The organism is Pseudomonas petrae (assembly GCF_021728295.1).
Taxonomy (GTDB): domain Bacteria; phylum Pseudomonadota; class Gammaproteobacteria; order Pseudomonadales; family Pseudomonadaceae; genus Aquipseudomonas; species Aquipseudomonas petrae.
In genome coordinates this window covers 338,711-359,715 of sequence record NZ_JAKJXE010000001.1, presented here as the reverse complement: position 1 = coordinate 359,715, position 21,005 = coordinate 338,711, and the positions used below count along the sequence as shown (strand labels likewise).

The following is a 21,005-nucleotide window of genomic DNA, read 5'->3' as shown; positions in this document are numbered from 1 at the left end:
CGGCTTACACCGACGCATCGTCCTTCTTCTCGCGTACTTTGTTCACGCGCCCGCCACTGGTGCTGACCTGCACGTTCAGGCGCGGTGTCGCCAGGTCCATGCCCGCTTCGTCCAGATAGCGCTTGAGCGACAGGTTGAACGCCCGCGACACTTCCCATTGCTTGATCGGTGCGGTCTTGAAACGCGCGCGCAGAATGGCGTTGCCCGAGTCAAAACTTTCCACCCCCTGAATCTCCAGCGGCGACCAGATGTTGCGCCGTTGCAGCGGGTCGGAGCGCATCTTCTGGCCGACGTCGCGGACCATCTTCAGCGCGTCGTCGATGTTCATGCTCGCCGGAATTGCGATGCGGAAGATCGCGTAACCGAACTCCCGCGAGTAATTCTGGATGCTCTTGATCTCGCTGAACGGAATGGTGTGGACGATGCCGTCGATGTCGCGCAGGCGAACGGTGCGAATGGTCAGCCCTTCCACGGTGCCCAGGTGCCCGCCGACGTCCACGTAATCGTCGATGGCCAGCGAGTCTTCGATGATGATGAACAGCCCGGTGATCAGATCCGCCACCAGTGACTGCGCGCCGAAACCGATGGCCAGACCGATCACACCGGCACCGGCCAGCAGCGGCGTCACGTTCATGCCCATGTTCGCCAGCGCGACGATCAACGCGATGATGAAAATGGTCACGAACAGCACGTTGCGGATCAGCGGCATCATCGTCTGCGCGCGGGTATTGGCCAGGCCTTTGCGCGAGCGGGTGAGCGCGTGGTGAATGGCTGTGTCCGCGAGAATCCAGATCAGCCAGGCAAACATCAGCGTGGCGGCAAGGCCGATGAGCCTGACGCTGATGTCGTGGCCGTCGCCCTCGGCGAAGCGAATCAACGACAAGCCCCAGACCCGCAGGCCCAGCTCGATGAACACCAGCCAGATAAGCAAGTGCGCGACTGTGTAGAAGAAGTTTTTCAGGCGGTCCGAATACAGTGCATGGCGCTTGTGAGCATGGCTTGGTTTGAGCGAGTGACGCCGCACCAGGCCGTTGATGACCATGCACAACACCAGCAGCACGGTGCAGATCAGGGCCTGACGCAATGCGGTGCTGGTGTCGCCTGCAGAAAAGAACGTGGCGAACAGGGAAACGCCCACCAGCACCAGCGCCGGCAGGTACCAGAACGTGCCGAGCACCTCGATGCTGTCGCTCAGGGCGCGGCGTTTGAGGCGACGCGAAAGCGCCTGGTTGCGGATCAGATGCGCGATCGGGCGACGGAAGCGGATGATGAACAGCCCGGTGGACAGCGCGGCCATGACATTGGCCAGTGTTGCAGCGGTATGCGCAAGGTGCACGCCGAGGCTGGCGACCAGACGCGGGTCGCTCAACGCCTCGCCGAACGCGGCAAAGCTGCCGATCCACCACAGTGGGCGAAACGCCTGATGGCGCAGGATGTACAACGCCTGGTGCCGGTGCGGACCGTCCAGCAGGGAAAACGCGATGACACAGACCGCCGAGAACAGCGTGCCGACCACCAGCGCGTAAGCGAGCACCATCGCCAGATCCCGGCCCAGCGACGGTGGCAGCGAGTAACTCAGGTAAATCGTGATGACCAGCGCCACCAGCCACGGGCCCAGCTTGCGTAGTGCGAAGCGCAGCATGTCGGACAGGCGCGGGTGCTGCGGAAGCTCGGCGGAAAGGCCGAAGCGCAAGCGCACCTTGTGGCCCAGCCAGATCAACGCCGCCGCGAGCAGGCCCCATATCGCCAGCACCACCGCAAACCCCCAGATGATCGGCCACCACTGGTTGGCGGGCAGCATCAGGGCCATCAGCTCGTCCTGCGCCAGCGCCGTCTCGTCCGCCCAGCGGCTGAGCGGGCTGTCCGCACCGGTGAACTGCTTTTCCAGCTCGGCGAACGAACTGCCGATCAGGCCCAGTACACCTTGCTCCACGGTCGGCTGCGCTTTCTTGGTGGCGTCCCGCAGTTTTTTCAGGTCATCGAGCAATTTGCTGCGCTGCTGGTCGTTTTCCAGCGACGTGATCACCTCGTCCAGCGACTGCCCCAATGGCTCCTGAGCCTGAGGCTGCGTCTTGTCGCCGCCACTGAGCAGACTCGGCAGGCCGGCAGCGTGCGTCAACGCAAACGGGAACAGCGCCAGCAGGCAAAGCAGAAACAGGCGGGGCAGAACGGAAAGGCGGGTGGGAGCGATCACCTGGAAACAAACCTCGAATAGACAGGCGCTTGGGGTGGCGCGGTTTGGGAGCCGTGCCGGGTCAAGCAGAGGCGGGTGAGTTTACGAGGGGATGGGGGGTGTGGCGAGGGGGAATTATGAAGTCCGGGATAGCGCGATGTGCAGGCCGTTTCCATGACCGATGAAGGAAATGGATCGGCCTGCTCTCAATGGAGGTTCGTGCTTAGGGCAACTCGGCGCTCGCATAAAACGCTGACAGCACCTTCACCAGATGCGCCAGGTCCTGGCTGCCCGCCAGTTCGCGGATCGAATGCATGGCGAAGGTCGGCAGGCCGATGTCGACGGTGCGAACGCCCAGGTGGCCTGCCGTGATCGGGCCGATGGTGGAGCCGCAGGCCATGTCGCTGCGCACGACGAAGCTCTGCACCGGCACTTCTTCGGCCATGCACAGGTGACGGAAGAAGCCGGCGGTTTCGCTGTTGGTGGCGTAGCGCTGGTTGCTGTTGACCTTGATCACCGGGCCGGCGTTGAGTTTCGGGCCGTGGTTGGCGTCGTGCTTCTCGGCGTAGTTCGGGTGCACGCCGTGGGCGTTGTCGGCGGAGATCAGCAGGGATTTCTGGATGGTGCGGACATAGTCGTCGCCTTCCGGCAGCAGGCGTTGCAGCACCTGTTCCAGCATCGGGCCATCAGCGCCGCAGGCGGAGGTCGAGCCGACTTCTTCGTGGTCAGTGCAGATCAGCAGGCAGGTTTCGTCGCCATCGGCATTGAGCAGCGCTTGCAGCCCGGCGAAGCAGGACAGCAGGTTGTCGAGCCGCGCGCCAGCAATGAAGTCCCCGTTAAGCCCGATGACGGCGGCGCTTTGGGTGTCGTAGAAGCTGAGTTCGTAGTCGAGGACGACGTCGGCATTCAGGCCGTGCTCGCGGGCCAGTTGGTCAGTCAGCAGGGCGCGGAAGTCGGGACGTTCGTCACCGGCGACCTGGGCCAGGATCGGTGGCAGTTCAGTCTGCGGGTTGATCGCCCAGCCTTCGTTGGCGGTGCGATTGAGGTGGATCGCGAGGTTGGGGATGATCGCGATGGGCAATTTGAAGTCGATCAACTGGCTTTCGACTTTGCCGTCGCGGCGGAAGGTGACGCGGCCGGCGAGGGAGAGGTCGCGGTCAAACCATGGCGCGAGCAAGGCGCCGCCGTAGACTTCGACGCCCAGTTGCCAGAAACCCTGACGTTGCAGTTCGGGTTGCGGTTTGACGCGCAGGCACGGGCTGTCGGTGTGGGCGCCGACGAGGCGAATGCCGCCGGTGAGGGGCGACAGGCGACCGAGTTTGAAGGCGACGATGGAGGAGTCGTTGCGGGTGACGTAGTAGCGGCCGCCCGCTTCGGTGTACCAGGGCTCTCGTTCGTCGAGGCGCTGATAGCCGGCGCCTTCGAGGCGTTGGACCAGGCTGGCGGTGGCATGAAAGGGGGTGGGGGAGGCCTTCAGGAAATCGATAAGGCCCTGATTCAACTCTTCGCGCATAAGTTACTCCAGACAGCAATGGGCGGGAGTTTACAGGCCAATAGGTGTTTTGATCGAGATCAAGATCAAGATCCTCAAGATCCTTAAGGTCAAGAGCGTCTGCCTGGGGGCAGACTGTTTCGCCTTCGGCGAGTTACTTGGAAAAGCACCCCAAGTAACCAAGGGTGCTTGCTCCTGGTTAGGCCCTTCCTTCGTCAGGGTTCCTTCACTCCGGTCTCGCTCCGTGGGCCCGCGCCGAACGGACATCCATGTCCTGACGGCGCTCTCGCCGCATCCATGCGGCTCGGCCCACTCCGCGAGACCTCCATTCAGCCTGCACCCAAGTCGCGATTGATGTCGTCTGGGATTCTTGTGTTTGAAGATCAAGATCAAGATCAAAAGCTTCCCGGCTGAAGCCGGTCCTATAGGGTGTGCGCGGCGCTTTTGTGGGACTGGCTTCAGCCGGGAATGGACGCGGAGCGTCCTCGGATGCATACCCACGCAGAGCGTGGGCACGATCGTAGGGTGTACGCCGTGCTTTTGTAGGACCGGCTTTAGCCGGGAAGGCGTCCTCGCACACACCGTAAAACTGATGCTACCCAGACCGGCCTCTTCCCGGCTAGAGCCGGTCCCCCTGCGTGCGCTGGTTTTACTGGGTGAATGCAGTCCTCCGCAGGAGCCGGCTTGCTGGCGAAAGCATTTATTCAGCTGCCATCTGCATACCAGATGCACCGTGTTCGCCAGCAAGCCGGCTCCTACAGGCACAGCGTAAAAACCGAAGATCCGCCGTTGCCGCTGGGAACAATCAACTGACACACCTCGTGCAGTCAGTAGGACCGGCTTCAGCCGGGAAGCTTTTGATCTGCTTTTGATCTTCATACGCAAAAAGCCCAGACACCGCGAAACGCGACTTTGGTGCAGGCCGAGCGCAGGCGATGCGGAGTGGGTCGAGCCGCATGGATGCGGCGAGAGCGCCGTCAGGACATGGATGTCCGTTCGGCGCGGGCCCACGGAGCATCGTCGGAGTAAGGGAATCCCGACGGAGGAGGGACCCAACCGAGAGCAGGCACTTTTGGTTACTTTTAGTGCTTTTTAAAAGTAACTCGCCGAAGGCGAAATGATCTGCCGTTAGGCAGGGCCACCGTAATCCGCCCCAACCCGAAACCAGCGACCTACGCCAAACCGAGTGGCAACAACCTGATCAAAACGGCGCCGGGCACTCGAACCTTACCCGCTCGCCCGTCCCCGGATGGGTAAACGCCAGCATGCTCGCATGCAGGCACAACCGCGGATAAGCCGCCAGCGCCTCCGGATGCGCATACAAGCCATCGCCCAGCAACGGATGCCCGATCGACAACATATGCACCCGCAATTGATGCGACCGCCCCGTGATCGGCGTCAGCTCAACCCGACAATGGGTGTCATACCGCTCCAACACCTTCCAGAACGTCAGCGCATGTTTGCCGAACTCATGATCCACCACATGACGCGGCTTGGTCGGCGGATCGTAGCGCAACGGCAAATCGATACTGCCGCTGTCCAGGTCTGGCTGGCCCCACGCCAGCGCCGTGTACGCCTTCTCCGTCTCGCGGTCATGAAACTGCCGAGACAACTCACGGTGTGTGTCCGCGTCACGGGCCAGCAAAATGATCCCGGACGTTTCCCAGTCCAGCCGATGGACGATTCGCGCCTCGGGGTAGCCGTTTTCCTGCAGGCGGGTAATCAGACAGTCCTTGTTATCGTCAGCGCGACCAGGGACCGAAAGCAGCAGGGTGGGCTTGTTCACCACCAGGACAGCGTCGTCCTGATGGAGGATATGAACGTTGGACAGCGGCATGGAACAGCCTCATAGCTCAAACAGGCGCAACACGATCGCAACAGCGATCAGGCGCAAAAACAGGTCTTCAGCAAACGCCAACGGCGGCGCGCTTACCTGATTCCGCAAAGGGATTCAGGCAACCGGGCCGCCGTGGCGACTGCCTTCTCGATCAACGATCAGGCAGGGTGATATTCAGTTCCAGAATCGAGCAGCTGCCGTCGTTTTCAAGGGCGACATGCACGTCATCGTTGCCGATATTGACGTACTTGCGGATCACCTCGACCAACTCCTTCTGCAAGGCAGGCAGGTAATCCGGGGTGCTGCGTTGGCCGCGTTCATGCGCCACGATGATCTGTAGACGCTCTTTCGCTACCGACGCGGTGCTGGGCTTTTTGTTGGCACGAAAGAAGTCAAAAATGCTCATCAGTTACCCCCGAACAGGCGTTCGAAAAATCCTTTTTTCTGTACGTCCAGGAAACGGTGCTCTTTTTCCTTGCCCAGCAGACGGTCAACGGCATCGCTGTACGCCTGGCCGGCGTCGCTCTGGTCATCGAGGATGACCGGAACGCCCTGGTTGGAAGCCTTGAGCACCGCCTGGGATTCCGGGATCACGCCAAGCAGGGTGACCGCCAGGATTTCCTTGACGTCTTCAACGCCCAGCATCTCGCCCTTGCTGACGCGCTCAGGGTTGTAACGGGTCAGGAGCAAGTGCTCCTTGATCGGGTCTTCACCACGCTCGGCGCGGCGGGACTTGCTGGCCAGCAGGCCCAGCATGCGGTCCGAGTCACGAACCGAGGACACTTCCGGGTTGGTCACAACGATGGCTTCGTCGGCGAAATACATCGCCAGGTGAGCGCCCGTTTCGATACCTGCAGGCGAATCGCAGACGACGTACTCGAAGGTTTCCTTGAGTTCCATCAGGACTTTTTCAACGCCTTCCTTGGTCAGCGCATCCTTGTCACGGGTCTGGCTGGCAGCGAGGACGTAAAGACCTTCGATCTTCTTGTCCTTGATCAGCGCTTGCTGCAGGTTGGCTTCGCCGTTCACTACGTTGACGAAGTCATAAACGACGCGACGCTCGCAACCCATGATCAGGTCGAGGTTACGCAGGCCGACGTCGAAGTCGACGATGACCGTTTTGTGGCCGCGCAGTGCGAGACCGGTACCGATGGCGGCGCTGGTGGTGGTCTTGCCCACACCACCCTTGCCGGATGTAACCACGAGAATCTTGGCCAAGGTGTATCACCCCTAGAGGAAAAGGACGTTGAGTCCCTGAAGAGCCCCTCATGACGGCGCAACTAAAGCGGGCGAGGGCGGTGATCGGAACCCGTGAAGGAATTCCTGTTCGGGAAAACAAAAAAATATCCCGAACGTCCCGGTGCCTTCGCGTCGTTTTCGCGACGAATCAGAGTGGCTTAAAAATGGCGCAGTATCCGTTAAAGACGGGTGATGTTCAACACGTCCCCGGAGAGACTGATCTGCACACCGGCGCCCCACAGCGGATCCCGGCGCAGGTCTTCGGACACCTTGTACTGGCCGGCGATGGAGATCAGTTCAGCGACCATTTGCTGGCAGAAAATCCGTGCCTTGGTATCGCCTTTGATCCCCGCCAGCGCGCGGCCGCGCATCGGGCCGTACACATGGATATTGCCGTCGGCGAGCAGTTCGGCGCCGGGGCTGACCGAGGAAATGACGACCAGATCCGAACCCTGCGCGTAGATCTGCTGGCCGCCGCGCACGGGCGCTGTGATGATCTTGGTCGGCTTGATCAGCGGCTCGGGCGGTTTTTCGATGATTTCCGGTTTCTTTTTGACTTCGCCTTCCGTCGGATCGAGCGGTCGCTCGCGCGCGCCTGAAGGCGGCAGCACCGGCAGATCAATGGAAATGGCGGCGGCGATGTCTTCAATCCGGTTCGCACGGATGGCCAGGGTGCGCAGACCATGTTGACGGCAGATGCGCATCATTGCCGGCAGATCGATCGCGCCTTCATCCGGCGGCAACTTGTCGAGGGCCAGCACCAGCGGTGTATTGCTGAAGAAGTTCGGCGCCTGGGCGACTTTTGCCGCCAGTTGACGATCCAGCGCTTCGAGGTTGTTGCGGGCCAGTTCCAGCACGGTGATGGCCAGCATGCTGCCCTTCAGCTGGAACACGGGGTCCTTGTCTTGCAATTCGATTTGGCTCATGTCGGCATACAGCGGCTTGTCGCTAAAAGTGCCGAGACTTATAACGATAACGCCCGCCAGCCGCAAGGGAGGCGCAACCGACGGCGGCACGATCCGCGCGAACCGATGTAGAATGCCCGCCTTTGTCCTGACGGAAGCTGTAATGGATCGCCCGCGTTTTCGAGCTCATTTTCTTCATCCCCGCTTCTGGCTGCTGTGGCTGGGGCTGGGCTTGCTCTGGCTGATCGTGCAGTTGCCGTTTCGCGTGTTGCTGGTGATCGGCCGTGCGCTGGGTTGGGTCATGTACTACCAGGCAACCGATCGGCGGGTGATTGCCGCGCGCAACCTGGAGTTGTGTTTCCCGCAGTATTCGAAAGCCGAGCGCAAACGCCTGCTCAAGGAAAACTTCGCCTCCACCGGCATCGCCTTTTTCGAAATGGCCATGAGCTGGTGGTGGAGCAAGCCCCGTCTTGCGCGTCTGGCGCACATCGAAGGCCTTCATCATTTAAAGCAGGCGCAGCTGGACGGCCATGGCGTGATCCTCATGGCGCTGCACTTCACCACCCTGGAAATCGGCGCGGCGCTGCTGGGTCAGCAGCACACCATCGACGGCATGTACCGCGAGCACAAGAACGCGCTGTTCGATTACGTTCAGCGTCGCGGGCGCGAGCGTCACAACAAGGATTCCATCGCTGTCGAGCGCGAAGACGTGCGCGGCATGATCAAGCAACTGCGCAAGGGCCGGGCGATCTGGTATGCGCCAGATCAGGACTACGGCGCCAAGCAGAGCATCTTCGTGCCGCTGTTCGGGATTCAGGCGGCCACCGTGCCTGCCACCAGCAAATTCGCCAAGCTCGGCCACGCCTTGGTCGTGCCGTTCACCCAGGAGCGTCTGGCCGATGGCAGTGGCTACACGCTGGTGATCCATCCGCCGCTGAGCGATTTTCCGGGGGAGAGCGACGAAGCGGACTGCATTCGCATCAATCAGTGGGTCGAGCGTGCCGTCACCGAATGCCCCGAGCAGTACCTGTGGGCGCACCGTCGCTTCAAGAGTCGGCCGCCGGGTGAGCCGAAGCTGTATAAGAAGCGTGGCTGAAACCAAGAGCTGAAAACCCATGACGACAAGCGCCATAGAACAACAAGCGGTGCGTAACGCCTCAGCCGTATCTCCCGGCGTCGAGCCCATCACCGGGCTGATCCTGTCCGGCGGCGGCGCCCGCGCGGCGTATCAAGTGGGCGTGCTGGCCGGCATCGCCGACCTGCTGCCGGTGGGCGCCAAAAATCCTTTTCCGGTCATTGTCGGCACCTCCGCCGGGGCGATCAACGCGGTGAAGCTGGCCAGTGGCGCTGCGCAATTTCATACGGCAATCCACGAACTGACTGACTTCTGGCGGGGCTTTCGCAGCCATCAAGTGTTGCGCAGTGACTGGCCCGGCGTGGTTCGGCAGGCCACGCGATTCTTCGGCCGCAGCCTGTTGGGCATCGGTCGCCAACAGGTGCCTGTTGCGCTGCTCAACAGTTCACCGCTCAAGGATCTGCTGACCGAGCGGCTCAACCTCGACGGCATCGACGAAGCCATTGAAGCCAAGCATCTGCGCGCGGTGGCGATCACCGCGTTCGGTTACGAGTCGGGGCAGGCGGTCACGTTTTATCAGGGCAAGGGCACGATCGACTCCTGGCTGCGGCATCGCCGGATCGGGCTGCCGACGCGTTTGACCATCGACCACTTGCTGGCCAGTTCGGCGATCCCCTTGCTGTTCGCGCCGGTGAAGCTGGGGCAGGAATATTTCGGTGACGGTGCGGTGCGGCAGTCGGCGCCGATCAGTCCGGCGCTGCACCTGGGCGCCAACCGTGTACTGGTGGTGGGCGTCAGCGGCAACCCCCGTGGCCCCGGCGCGAACCCGCCCGTGCCGCGTGCGGTCCGTGGCACGCAGCCGAGCCTCGCGCAGATCGGCGGGCACATGCTCAACAGCACGTTCATTGACAGCCTGGAGAGTGACATTGAATTGCTGGAACGGCTGAATCTGGTCAGCCGCATGCTGCCCGCGTCCGACGTGCCCAGGCCGCAGTCTTCAGAATCGACGCCCATTCAGTCTCTGGCGCCGGTTGAGGTGCTGGTGATTTCGCCCAGCCAGCCCATTGATGAAATCGCCGCCCGCCATCGCCGCGAGCTGCCTCCGGCGCTGCGCACGTTTCTACGCGGCCCGGGTGCAACCAAGACCAGCGGGGCCGGGGTGCTGAGCTATCTGCTGTTCGAGTCGGGTTATTGCAGTGAGCTCATCGAGCTGGGCCGCCGCGACGCGATAGCCCAGAAGGAAGAGTTGATGCGGTTTTTGCGGCTGGAGTGAATCGCTGATCTGCATGATTCACCGCGGGCGTCCGCATGAGTCACTGTAGGAGCGCGCTTGCCCGCGATTGCGATCTTTCAGTCACCACATCCATTTCAGCCATACCCCAATCGCGGGCAAGCGCGCTCCTACATTCGGATCTGCAATACGTCATTAACTCTGCGGTGTGATACCGGACGCATTCCCGGCTAAAGCCGGTCCTACGAGGCGAACGCGGTGTTTTCGTAGGACCGGCTTCAGCCGGGAAGGGGCCAGTGTGTACGCCACGGGACCTCATCATCTGCCGCTGGCCGGTGTAGGAGCGCGCTTGCCCGCGATTGCGGTGTGTCAGTCACCCCATCCATTGCAGGCATACCCCATTCGCGGGCAAGCGCGCTCCTACATTCGGATCTGCAACACGTCATTAACTCGGTGTGATACCGGACGCATTCCCGGCTAACGCCGGTCCTACGAGGCAAACGCGGTGTTTTCGTAGGACCGGCTTTAGCCGGGAAGGGGCCAGTGTGTCCGTCACGAGACCTCATCATCTGCCGCTCCTACAACGGATTTGCTCTGGCCGGAATTGCAGCATCAGGCACAAAACCTGTGGGAGTCAGCTTGCTGGCGAATGCGCTGTGTCAGGCGCCATCGTTGTCTCGGGCAGATCGCATTCGCGGGCAAGCGCGCTCCTACATTCGGATCTGCAACACGTCATTAACTCGGTGTGATACCGGACGCATTCCCGGCTAACGCCGGTCCTACGAGGCAAACGCGGTGTTTTCGTAGGACCGGCTTTAGCCGGGAAGGGGCCAGTGTGTTCGTCACGAGACCTCATCATCTGCCGCTCCTACAACGGATTTGCTCTGGCCGGGATTGCAGCATCAGGCACAAAACCTGTGGGAGCCGGCTTGCTGGCGAATGCGCTGTGTCAGGCGCCATCGTTGTCTCGGGCAAATCGCATTCGCGGGCAAGCGCGCTCCTACACCGCAGGAGGCGTTCACGCCGTCAGCGTGTCATCCCGAAAATCCCGCAGGGCCTGTTCAATTTCTTCACGGCTGTTCATCACGAACGGGCCGTATTGCACGATCGGTTCGCCCAAGGGTTTGCCAGCGATCAGGAGCACGCGGGCGCCCGTTTGGGTGCTTAGCTGAATCTCACCACTTTCCGACAACCGCGCCAGACGGCTCGTACCCAGTTTCTGTGGCTGTCCTGCAATCTCGATTTCACCTTCGTATACGTACAGCAGCACGCGATGGCCCTCCGCGACGCGCGGGTTAATGTGGCCGCCGGCGGGCATGTGGAAATCGAAATACTGCGGCTCGGTGTCCGGACGCTGGACGGCGCCTGCCTGGGACGTCTGGCCGTCGTCGAATTGGCCCGCAATTACCACGACCTCGACGCCGTTTTGCGTGGTGATGCGCGGAATGCGCTCGGGCTGAATGTCGTCGTAGCCGGCGTCACCCATCTTCGATTTGGCCGGCAGGTTGAGCCACAGCTGGAAGCCGCGCATGGCGCCTTCTTCCTGCTCGGGCATTTCGCTGTGAATGACCCCGCGCGCAGCGGTCATCCACTGCACGCCGCCGCCTTGCAGCAGGCCGACGTTGCCCATGTGGTCCTCATGGCGCATGCGGCCTTCGAGCATGTAGGTCACGGTCTCAAACCCGCGATGGGGGTGGGGCGGAAAGCCGGCGATGTACTCGTCGGGGTTCTCGGAACCGAACTCGTCGAGCATCAGGAACGGGTCGAAGGATTCAATGCCTGGCCCGCCGAACACACGGGTCAGCTTGACGCCGGCGCCGTCGGACGTCGGTTGGCCGGCCTGGATCGACAGCACTTTACGAAATTGAGGCATGGGGCTCACTCCGGCAGAAGGGGAATGGCGCCTATGGTAGGCCTGTTGGGGCGATGGATGGGTGAGGTTTTTGCGGGGGAATGATCGGGTTTTCAGATATAGAGATCAGACTCTGCAGGAGCGACTGGGTAGCGCTCCACCTTGTCCGCGATTGCGGTGAGTCAGCAACAGCATCGTTGACTGACACGCCGTCATTCGCGGGCAAGGTGGAGCGCCACCCCGGTCGCTCCTGCAAAAAGATCTGCAGCGTTACTCGGACACCTGCAGCTTGCGCGCTTCGGTGTACACGTAACGCACCTTTTCGTACTCGAACGGCGAATTCATCTGACCGTAGCGGAAGCTGGTGGTGTAGCGACGGTCGATAGCGCGCAGCAGGTACAACTCGGGATGGTCTTCGCTGACTTGGGCGACGTTGAGGAAGTTGATCTGCGATTCAGCGGTAAAGTCGAAGACCAGACCGCCAGTGTCACGCAGGTTCGACGGACCGAGGATCGGCAGCACCAGGTACGGGCCGGCCGGTACGCCATAGAACCCCAGGGTCTGACCGAAGTCTTCGCTCTGTTTCTTCAGGCCCATCATGGTCGCCGGGTCCCACAGCCCGGCAATGCCCAGCGTGGTGTTGACGATCAGGCGGCCGGTGGTTTCCATGGAACGCTTGCCTTTGAACTGCAGCAGGCTGTTCAGCAGGTTCGGCACATCGCCAAGGTTGCCGAAGAAATTGCTGACGCCCGTGCGCACGAAACTTGGCGTCACGTATTTATAGCCGTTGACCACCGGCAGGAACACCCACTCATCGAAGCGGTAGTTGAAGTGGTAAACCCGGCGGTTCCAGGATTCCAGCGGATCGTAGACATTCAACGCGTTGAGCGACGAACGCTCGAACTCCTGAGCATCCAGGCCGGGGTTGAATTTCAGCGACTTCAACGGCTCGGTGAACCCATCCGGGTTATCGATCCGCTTGACCGGGGCTGCCTGGGAAACGATCGGCGCGTCGGCCGCGTGGACGGCGCCAGCGCAGAGGAGGGCGGCGATAAGCAATAGACGTTTAGCCACGGAAAAACTCCAGCATGGCGTCGCTGTTGACGCGATAGTTCATGTTGCCGCAGTGACCGCCGTAAGGGTAAACGGTCAGGCGATCGCCAAAAGTCTTGCGCAGGAAACCGAGGTCGCCCGGGCCGAGGATCACGTCGTCGGCGTTGTGCATTACAGCAATCTTCTTGCTGCTCGCCAGGTAATCTTTCAACGCGTAGAGGCTGACCTGATCAACCAGTTGCAGCAGGCTGCCGCCGTCGGTGCGGGCTCGCCACATCGGGATGACCTGCTCGGTCACGTAGCAATCGAAATCGCACTGCAGCGCACGCTTGAGAAACGGCGTCAGGCTGGTTCCTTCGCTGATCGGGGTCTTTGGCGGTGTAATCAGGCCGCGACGGTTGATCAGGTCGGAGGTGAATGCGATGTCGGCGGCGGAGAAGCGGAACGAGGTGCCGATCAGCATGGCCATCTGTTCATTGGACAGGTGCTGCTTGGACTGCTGGAAGTCAAACAGCAGTGCATCGTTCAGATCGATGTAGCCTTTTTCGCGGAAGTAGCGGGTCAGCTTCTGCAGCACCAGTTCATAGAAGGTGGTGCTGTTGGTGATCCCTTTGACGTCGGTCTGCACCATCTTGTCGAGGTTGGTGATCGACGTGTACAGGTTCACCGGTGGATTAATCAGCAGCACTTTCTTGAAGTTGAAACTGCGACGGGTTTCGTCGAGTTTGCTGACGAACGCCGCATCCAGTGCGCCGAGGCTGTAGCCGGTCAGGTAATACTCGGTGACCTGCAGCTTGGACTGCTGGGCGCGAACGGCCTGCATGACGCGGTACAAGTCTTCGGCGTCTTCCTTGGTCACGCCAGGGGTGGCGAAACGTGAGGCAGCGCTCATGAAGTCGTAGCTGGTGGGCGACGAAAGCTGCACGACGTTGTAACCCGCGCCGTAGTAAAGCTTCTTCAGGTATTCATTGAGGGTGCTGTTATAAGGCGCGCCGGTGCCGGCGATCAGGAAGATCAGCGGTGCAGGGTGGTCTTGTTTGGCGAGGCGGTAACGCAGTTTTTTCACTGCCCAGAAGTTATCCGGCAGCGTGAACTCGCGCTCCGGGCGCAGGGTGAGGCTGTAATCGTCCTGATCGATGTCGGCGTCTTCAGGCACCTTGGCACGCAAATCCGGTGGGGTCGTGGCGATGGTCGCTTCGAACGGATTGGTCAAGGGGAAGCCATAGCTGGACGGATCGATATCGACCGCCATTACGGACGCACTCAAAAACAGGCCGCCTGATAAGGCGGCGAGGCGCAGAAAACGAAGCATGACTGAATCCCTTGGGAATGATGTGCTGTTGAAATACGCAGGCTATGACACGGGTGTAGTGCCAAAGTGCCGTGACGGCAAGTGACTCTCGCATGACCCTCCGCGACGATACAGGTTATGGCACTTCTGGCCTGTCTGCTCGTGCTTTTTATTACCTGTATGGTTTTGCCCGGGCCGCTGCGGCTATGCTGCGCGCCGTTGGTTATTTTCTGGAGTGTGTCGTGTCCCGTCGTCTGCCGTTGGTGGTGCTGTTTTTCATTCTGGTGCTGTGGCTCGCCGTCAGTTACGGCTTGCGCTACGGCCTGATGGAAGACGTGCAATGGGTGGGAATCTGCGCTGACGAGGCGTCGAAATGGCAGTGTCAGTTGCGCTCGAACCTGGGCCTGTTGATTCACTTCGGTGTGTTCGGATGGGGCGCGCTGATCGCATCGCTGGTCGCGTTCTTTGTGCCACGTCAGGTCGGCCGAGCGCTCGCGGTGGTTGGCTTGCTGCTGGGGATACTCGCGCTTGTGCTGTACACGGCCAGTCTGGCGGTGTTCGCGGTGGTAATTGCCGGGTTGCGGCTGGTGCGTAATCAACGGGCCTGACTTCACCACGGGCCTGGCTTCAAACGCTAAACGCCAGACAGCATAAAGGGGAGCCGAAGCTCCCCTTTAAATCGTTGCACGTGCTCTTTCTTATTGTTTTAGGGCGGTCTGTTGTTGTTATTGGCAACCGGTCCCTCTACAGCGTCTTCGGTGATCCCCATACGGGATACAAGAGCAAACGTATTTTTTTGAGCGCTGACCTGCTTTGATTCCTCTTCTGCGAGAGGTGATCCAACCCGTTCTGGCCGCTACCTGGGGGTAGTTTTATCGTTCTCGGTCGGGCTGCGAGGCCGTGGCCTCGGTAAAGCGTTTCTACTCCAAAAAAATCTGTTGGCTGCGTCTCTGTGCCGTTGTTCTTGTTATGTCAGAGCCGATTCATCTTATTTTTATTGGGTTTTCACATTTTGTTCTTGTTATGCAGGAGATATAGCAGGGTGCGTGCCAACTTTTTTAATCCCTTTTAAATCAAGGGCTTGTGAAATCTGATCTGTTGGTATCTCTGCTGTGTAACAGAAATTTGTTTCCGTGTTACCCGCCTTCGAGCTTTTCAGTCCCTCGGCGGTAACACAATGTATCCGTACCACCGCACACTTGGTTACAAGGCATCGGTTACACAGCGTCGGCCGTCGCCCGCGCGCTGCTTGGCGCCTTCACCTGAACGTCGATGCCCACACTGCGCCACAGCGCCAGCGCCATCAGCAGACTCACGGCCGCCCACGCCCACGCCTGGGGATTGCTCAGGCCTTCACGAAACAGCTGCGGCACGATACCGACGCCGACGATGAACATCAGCAAGCCGATCTCCCGGCGCGGTGCCCCGACGGGGCGGACCAGATAGACCAGCGCGGGTAGCCACAGCGTCGCCGTTGCGAAGCTGCGGTAGCGCGGATCAAATACCATCGCGAGCATCATCACCGCCGCCGCAAACCCGCTGGCGTACAACCACCAGCCGGCACGAGCGTCCAGCCAGGCAAACGCGCGTTCGCGCCAGCCTGAGCGGGCCGACAACGCCAGCGCTGCGTGGGCGAGGACCAGCAGATTCAGCGCCACCAGCGCCGCCGCCCACAGGTACTCGCCGGCGAAGCGGCTGTTCACCCGGGCCAGTTCACCCCAGGTGCCGATGCAGCAACCGGCGAACGCCGCCAGCAGAGGAAGCGTCAGCGCGCTGCGTGGATGCCTGACACGGCCAGCCCACGCCAGCGCCAGCAGGGCGATCGCGCCACTGACCGTCAGCCAGAATGGCCATAACGGCAGGTTCGATACCGGCCCGGCCAGCACGCCTTTGTCTTGGCGATCCGCGTCGAACAGCCCCCAGTAACCGCCCACTGCACCTTCGGACTGTCGCTTCCACGGCTGGTCAAACGCCTCGATCAGGTTGTAATGCCAACCGTGCTGCTCGGCCATCGCGACGAAACTGCGAATGAATCTGGCTTCGTTGACCCGGCTGGGCAGCGCCGTTTCACGCTGGCGGCCTTCGCTGGGCCAGCCGGTCTCGCCGATGAGAATGTCCTTGGGCGCGAATTTCTTGCCGAACGCTTCGCGGATCTGCGCGACGTGGGCCAGGGCTTTGTCGATGCCGCTGGGATCGTCTTCCCAGTACGGCAGCAGATGGATCGTCAGGAAATCAACTGCGGGCGCGACTTCCGGGTACTGCAGCCAGTATTCCCAGACGTCTGCGTAGGTGACCGGTTGCTTGACTTGCGCCTTCACCTGACGAATCAGTGTCGCCAGTTGAGCGCCGGTGACTTCCTTGCGCAACAGGCTTTCGTTACCGACGATCACCGCCGTCACAACGTCCGGGTGGGTGTTCGCGGCCGTCACCAGCGCCTTGATTTCCTTGGCCGTGTCCACCGGATTGCCGTTGACCCAGGCGCCGAGCATCAGCTTGAGGCCGTACTTGCGGGCGATGTCGGGAAGCGCCTCCATCCCGGTCATTGAATAGGTGCGCACGCAGTCGAAGCGTGTCGCCAGCAACGCCAGATCAGCGTCTATCCGCGCGGGGCGCAGGGTGAACGGCTGATCGAACGGCGATTGATCCTTGTCGAACGGCGTGTAGGACGCGCATTGCAGTTTGTGGGTCGGCGTGGCGGCGTCCGGCAGGATCACCGGCTTGCCCAGCCAGTACCAGTAGCCGCACAAACCAAGCAGGGCGATCACACAGGAGAACAAATAAAGGAGGACAGGCGAGCGGGACGTTGCGGACATGATGGGGCCGAAGTGGGGCGAAGGTCGGCATATTAGCACCGCAAGTCGTCCATTGTAGGAGCGCGCTTGCCCGCGAAATGCGGTGTGTCAGTCGATGGAAATGTCGGCTGACGGTACGCCATCGCGGGCAAGGTGGAGCGCCACCCCGGTCGCTCCTACAGGAAGGCGTCTGACTTGACCTCCTCACGCACCATGCAATTTCCGGACGGTTTCATAGCGTCTTTACGACCTGTCTGTCGTTGATGGCCCGGTGATGTCGTTTACCGGGTGGCTGGGTGTCGCTGGCAGGAAAGGCACAAGGTGTGTGGGGGTTGATGATCAATCGTCCACGCAGCGATTGCGGCTGCGCAGGCACGTGGTGGAAGCGTGAAACGCGTGGCTTGCCCCGAACCAGGGCGCGAGTGCGACGTTATAAGAACGTTAACGACACCCGACCGCTGTCGGGTTCTGGACTACCGGGGAAGTGAAAATGACGATGCGAAAAATCCTGGGTGTCGGTGCCGCGCTGGCACTGGCCATCAGTTCCACGCTGGCCCACGCCGACGCCAAACCCGAGCTGAGCATCGGTTACGTCGATGGCTGGTCCGACAGTGTTGCAACCACCAACGTGGCCGCCGAAGTGATCAAGCAGAAACTGGGTTACCCGGTGAAGCTGCAGGCCGTTGCGGCCGGGATCATGTGGCAGGGCGTCGCTACCGGCAAACTGGACATGATGCTCTCTGCCTGGCTGCCCGTGACCCACGGCGAGTACTGGACCAAGAACAAGGACAAGGTTACCGACTACGGCCCCAACTTCAAGGACGCGAAGATCGGCCTGATCGTGCCTGAGTACGTGAAAGCCAACTCGGTCGCGGACCTCAAGACCGACGAATCCTTCAAGAAGAAAATCGTCGGCATCGACGCCGGTTCAGGCGTGATGATCAAGACCGATCAGGCGATCAAGGATTACGGCCTCGACGGTTACAAGCTGCAGGCCAGCTCCGGCGCCGGCATGATCGCCGAGCTGACCCGTGCCGAGAACAAGCAGGAATCCATTGCCGTCACCGGCTGGGTGCCGCACTGGATGTTCGCGAAGTGGAAGCTCAAGTTCCTGGAAGACCCGAAGGGCGTTTACGGTGCGGCTGAAACCGTCGACAACATCGGCAGCCTGGATCTGGCGAAGAAGGCCCCGGACGTGGCGGATTTCCTGAAGAAATTCCAGTGGACCAACAAGGATGAAATCGGCGAAGTCATGCTCGCCATCCAGGACGGCGCCAAGCCTGAAGCGGCGGCCAAGGACTGGGTCGCTAAGCACCCGGATCGCGTCAAGGAGTGGACCGGTCAGTAATCGGTCACAAAGGTTTAACGTCTTACCGAACCGCCTGGCGAGCCATCGCCAGGCGGTTTTTTATTGCTGCAACTTTAAGCCGCAGTGAGCGGCGCGTAAAAAGAGGCAATCCTTCGAACATCAACTAATGTCGTTCTAATACTAAGGTCGTCTGGAGTGCATCGCAGAGCGGACTAAAGTGCAAACCGTGACATCCATCTGTGCTGCGAGGACAAAAACAATGAACGACAGCATTTACCTCTCGATTCAGAACAGCCCGCGCTTCAAGGAGCTGGTCTCGAAAAGGGAACGATTCGCCTGGATTCTCTCGGCAATCATGCTTGGGCTCTATGCCGCATTCATCCTTTTGATTGCGTATGGGCCTCAGATTCTCGGCGCTAAACTCAGCGCCACATCATCGATCACGTGGGGAATGCCGATCGGCGTCGGGCTGATTGTGTCCGCGTTTATTCTGACCGCCATCTATGTTCGCCGCGCAAACGGTGAATTCGATGACCTGAACAACGCGATCCTGAAGGAGGCACAGCAATGATCCGGCGCCTGCTTGCGGCCATCGGCCTTGCTGCTTTCGCACCGACACTCTGGGCAGCCGAAGCGCTGACCGGCGCGGTACAGAAGCAACCGTTGAATGTGTCGGCGATCATCATGTTTGTGGTCTTCGTCGGTTTCACCCTGTACATCACTTACTGGGCGTCGAAAAAGAACAAGACAGCGTCGGACTATTACTCGGCAGGCGGCAAGATCACTGGTTTCCAGAACGGTCTGGCCATCGCCGGTGACTACATGTCGGCGGCGTCCTTTCTGGGGATTTCCGCGCTGGTGTACACCTCAGGCTACGACGGTCTGATCTACTCCATCGGCTTCCTCGTGGGCTGGCCTATCATCCTGTTCCTGATCGCCGAACGCTTGCGCAATCTGGGCAAGTACACCTTCGCTGACGTGGCGTCCTACCGCTTGAAGCAGAAAGAAATCCGTACCTTGTCCGCCTGCGGTTCGCTGGTGGTGGTGGCGTTCTACCTGATCGCGCAGATGGTCGGCGCCGGCAAGCTGATCCAGCTGCTGTTCGGTCTGGACTATGCGGTGGCGGTGGTGCTCGTCGGTATCCTGATGTGCCTGTACGTGCTGTTCGGCGGCATGCTCGCGACCACGTGGGTACAGATCATCAAGGCGGTGATGCTGCTCTCCGGTGCGTCGTTCATGGCGTTGATGGTGATGAAGCACGTCAACTTCGACTTCAACGTGCTGTTCTCCGAAGCCGTGAAGGTTCACCCGAAAGGTGAGGCGATCATGAGCCCGGGCGGTCTGGTGAAGGATCCGGTTTCGGCGTTCTCGCTGGGCTTGGCGCTGATGTTCGGCACTGCAGGCCTGCCACACATTCTGATGCGCTTCTTCACCGTGAGTGATGCGAAGGAAGCCCGTAAGTCGGTGCTCTACGCGACCGGTTTCATCGGCTACTTCTACATCCTGACCTTCATCATCGGTTTTGGCGCAATCCTGCTGGTCAGCACCAATCCGGCGTTCAAGGACGCGGCGGGTGCGTTGCTCGGCGGCAACAACATGGCAGCGGTTCACCTGGCCGATGCGGTCGGTGGCAGTCTGTTCCTGGGCTTTATCTCGGCGGTGGCGTTCGCGACCATTCTGGCGGTAGTGGCGGGTCTGACGCTGGCCGGTGCTTCGGCGGTGTCCCACGACTTGTATGCCAGTGTGATCAAGGCGGGCAAGGCTAACGAGAAAGATGAGATCCGTGTGTCGAAGTACACCACGGTTGCGTTGGCGGTCGTGGCGATCCTGTTGGGTATCGCGTTCGAAAGTCAGAACATTGCGTTCATGGTGGGCCTGGCGTTCTCGATTGCGGCGAGCTGTAACTTCCCGGTGTTGTTGCTTTCGATGTACTGGAAGAACCTGACCACTCGTGGCGCGATGATCGGCGGCTGGATGGGCTTGATCAGTGCGGTGGTGTTGATGGTGCTTGGGCCGACCATTTGGGTGCAGATTCTGCATCATGAGAAGGCGATTTTCCCGTACGAGTATCCGGCGTTGTTTTCGATTGCGATTGCGTTTGTCGGGATCTGGTTTTTCTCGATCACGGATAAGTCGAAGGCGGCGGAAGGTGAGCGTGCGTTGTTCTTCCCGCAGTTTGTGCGTTCGCAGACGGGCCTGGGGGCCAGTGGTGCGGTGTCGCATTGATTTGAGCTGATGCGGTAATGAAAACGCCCCGATGATCGGGGCGTTTTTGTTTGAGTTGCATCACGGCTAAGTCTGCCTAACGGCAGAGAGTTTCGCCTTCGGCGAGTTACTTGGAAAAGCACCCCAAGTAACCAAGGGTGCTTGCTCCTGGCTAGGCCCTTCCTTCGTCAGGGTTCCTTCACTCCGGTCTCGCTCCGTGGGCCCGCGCCGAACGGACATCCATGTCCTGACGGCGCTCTCGCCGCATCCATGCGGCTCGGCCCACTCCACGAGACCTGCGTTCAGCCTGCACCCAAGTCGCGTTTGGCGGTGTCTGGGCTTTTTGTGTACGAAGATCAAAAGCAACGGCAACGGCAACGGCAACGGCAACGGCAACGGCGTCCCGGCTGAAGCCGGTCCTACGGTGGGCGCCGGCGGGCCCACAGGGTGCTCGCGGTGTTTTTGTAGGACCGGCTTTAGCCGGGAAGGGGCCAGTTCGAGCGCGAGTATTTGCAGATAGTGATCGAAGCTCATGCGCAAACCGGCATTCC

General features: G+C 60.6%; 16 protein-coding genes. 6 read left to right on the top strand and 10 right to left on the bottom strand.

Features of this window, described 5'->3' with window-relative positions; translation table 11 throughout:
- Nucleotides 1-4: 4 nt before the first annotated feature.
- From L4G42_RS01530 to minC, 6 genes are all read right to left on the bottom strand, one after another.
- Nucleotides 5-2,194: a mechanosensitive ion channel domain-containing protein gene (locus tag L4G42_RS01530; RefSeq protein ID WP_237254079.1), complete on the bottom strand. Its 2,190-nt coding sequence runs from the start codon at nt 2,192-2,194 to the stop codon at nt 5-7.
- Nucleotides 2,195-2,396: 202 nt separating this feature from the next.
- Nucleotides 2,397-3,686, bottom strand: a complete 1,290-nt coding sequence (locus tag L4G42_RS01525) for a M18 family aminopeptidase (protein WP_108122029.1) — start codon at nt 3,684-3,686, stop codon at nt 2,397-2,399.
- Between the two features lie 1,180 nt (nt 3,687-4,866).
- Nucleotides 4,867-5,502, bottom strand: a complete 636-nt coding sequence (locus tag L4G42_RS01520; RefSeq protein ID WP_065986861.1) for an RluA family pseudouridine synthase — start codon at nt 5,500-5,502, stop codon at nt 4,867-4,869.
- A gap of 151 nt (nt 5,503-5,653) precedes the next feature.
- Nucleotides 5,654-5,908: a cell division topological specificity factor MinE gene (gene minE, locus L4G42_RS01515; RefSeq protein WP_037013831.1), complete on the bottom strand. Its 255-nt coding sequence runs from the start codon at nt 5,906-5,908 to the stop codon at nt 5,654-5,656.
- Nucleotides 5,908-6,720, bottom strand: coding sequence for a septum site-determining protein MinD (gene minD, locus L4G42_RS01510; RefSeq protein WP_237254080.1), 813 nt, complete (start codon nt 6,718-6,720; stop codon nt 5,908-5,910). The genes minE and minD overlap by 1 nt, the downstream gene beginning before the upstream one ends.
- Before the next feature lie 200 nt (nt 6,721-6,920).
- Nucleotides 6,921-7,667, bottom strand: coding sequence for a septum site-determining protein MinC (gene minC / locus L4G42_RS01505; protein ID WP_074890214.1), 747 nt, complete (start codon nt 7,665-7,667; stop codon nt 6,921-6,923).
- A gap of 142 nt (nt 7,668-7,809) precedes the next feature.
- Between minC and L4G42_RS01500 the strand changes: the two genes are divergently transcribed.
- Entirely contained in the window at nt 7,810-8,742 is a 933-nt protein-coding gene (locus L4G42_RS01500) for a lipid A biosynthesis lauroyl acyltransferase (RefSeq protein ID WP_237254081.1), read from the top strand.
- Nucleotides 8,743-8,761: 19 nt separating this feature from the next.
- The gene (locus tag L4G42_RS01495) at nt 8,762-9,994 is read left to right on the top strand and encodes a patatin-like phospholipase family protein (RefSeq protein WP_237254082.1); all 1,233 of its coding nucleotides are present in this window, start codon (nt 8,762-8,764) and stop codon (nt 9,992-9,994) included.
- 976 nt (nt 9,995-10,970) lie between these two features.
- Here L4G42_RS01495 and L4G42_RS01490 read toward each other — a convergent pair.
- The 3 genes from L4G42_RS01490 to L4G42_RS01480 form a co-directional block, all read right to left on the bottom strand.
- On the bottom strand, nt 10,971-11,825 hold the full coding sequence (locus L4G42_RS01490) for a pirin family protein (protein ID WP_237254083.1): 855 nt from the start codon (nt 11,823-11,825) through the stop codon (nt 10,971-10,973).
- A gap of 249 nt (nt 11,826-12,074) precedes the next feature.
- Entirely contained in the window at nt 12,075-12,878 is an 804-nt protein-coding gene (locus L4G42_RS01485) for an MlaA family lipoprotein (protein WP_237254084.1), read from the bottom strand.
- Entirely contained in the window at nt 12,871-14,169 is a 1,299-nt protein-coding gene (locus L4G42_RS01480) for a serine/threonine protein kinase (RefSeq protein WP_237254085.1), read from the bottom strand. The genes L4G42_RS01485 and L4G42_RS01480 overlap by 8 nt, the downstream gene beginning before the upstream one ends.
- Nucleotides 14,170-14,390: 221 nt before the next feature.
- On the opposite strand from L4G42_RS01480, the gene L4G42_RS01475 reads away from it, so the two are divergent.
- On the top strand, nt 14,391-14,756 hold the full coding sequence (locus L4G42_RS01475; RefSeq protein ID WP_237254090.1) for a hypothetical protein: 366 nt from the start codon (nt 14,391-14,393) through the stop codon (nt 14,754-14,756).
- Nucleotides 14,757-15,365: 609 nt separating this feature from the next.
- On the opposite strand, the gene L4G42_RS01470 is transcribed toward L4G42_RS01475, so the two are convergent.
- Nucleotides 15,366-16,961, bottom strand: coding sequence for a glycoside hydrolase family 17 protein (locus tag L4G42_RS01470; RefSeq protein ID WP_237254086.1), 1,596 nt, complete (start codon nt 16,959-16,961; stop codon nt 15,366-15,368).
- Nucleotides 16,962-17,430: 469 nt separating this feature from the next.
- Here L4G42_RS01470 and L4G42_RS01465 point away from each other — a divergent pair, with 469 nt between their 5' ends.
- The 3 genes from L4G42_RS01465 to L4G42_RS01455 all read left to right on the top strand — a co-directional run bounded on the left by L4G42_RS01465 (nt 17,431) and on the right by L4G42_RS01455 (nt 20,475).
- Nucleotides 17,431-18,288: a glycine betaine ABC transporter substrate-binding protein gene (locus L4G42_RS01465; protein WP_237254087.1), complete on the top strand. Its 858-nt coding sequence runs from the start codon at nt 17,431-17,433 to the stop codon at nt 18,286-18,288.
- 220 nt (nt 18,289-18,508) lie between these two features.
- Nucleotides 18,509-18,820, top strand: a complete 312-nt coding sequence (locus tag L4G42_RS01460) for a DUF485 domain-containing protein (RefSeq protein ID WP_237254088.1) — start codon at nt 18,509-18,511, stop codon at nt 18,818-18,820.
- Nucleotides 18,817-20,475, top strand: a complete 1,659-nt coding sequence (locus tag L4G42_RS01455; RefSeq protein ID WP_237254089.1) for a cation acetate symporter — start codon at nt 18,817-18,819, stop codon at nt 20,473-20,475. Before L4G42_RS01460 ends, L4G42_RS01455 begins: the two co-directional genes overlap by 4 nt.
- Nucleotides 20,476-21,005: the final 530 nt, after the last annotated feature.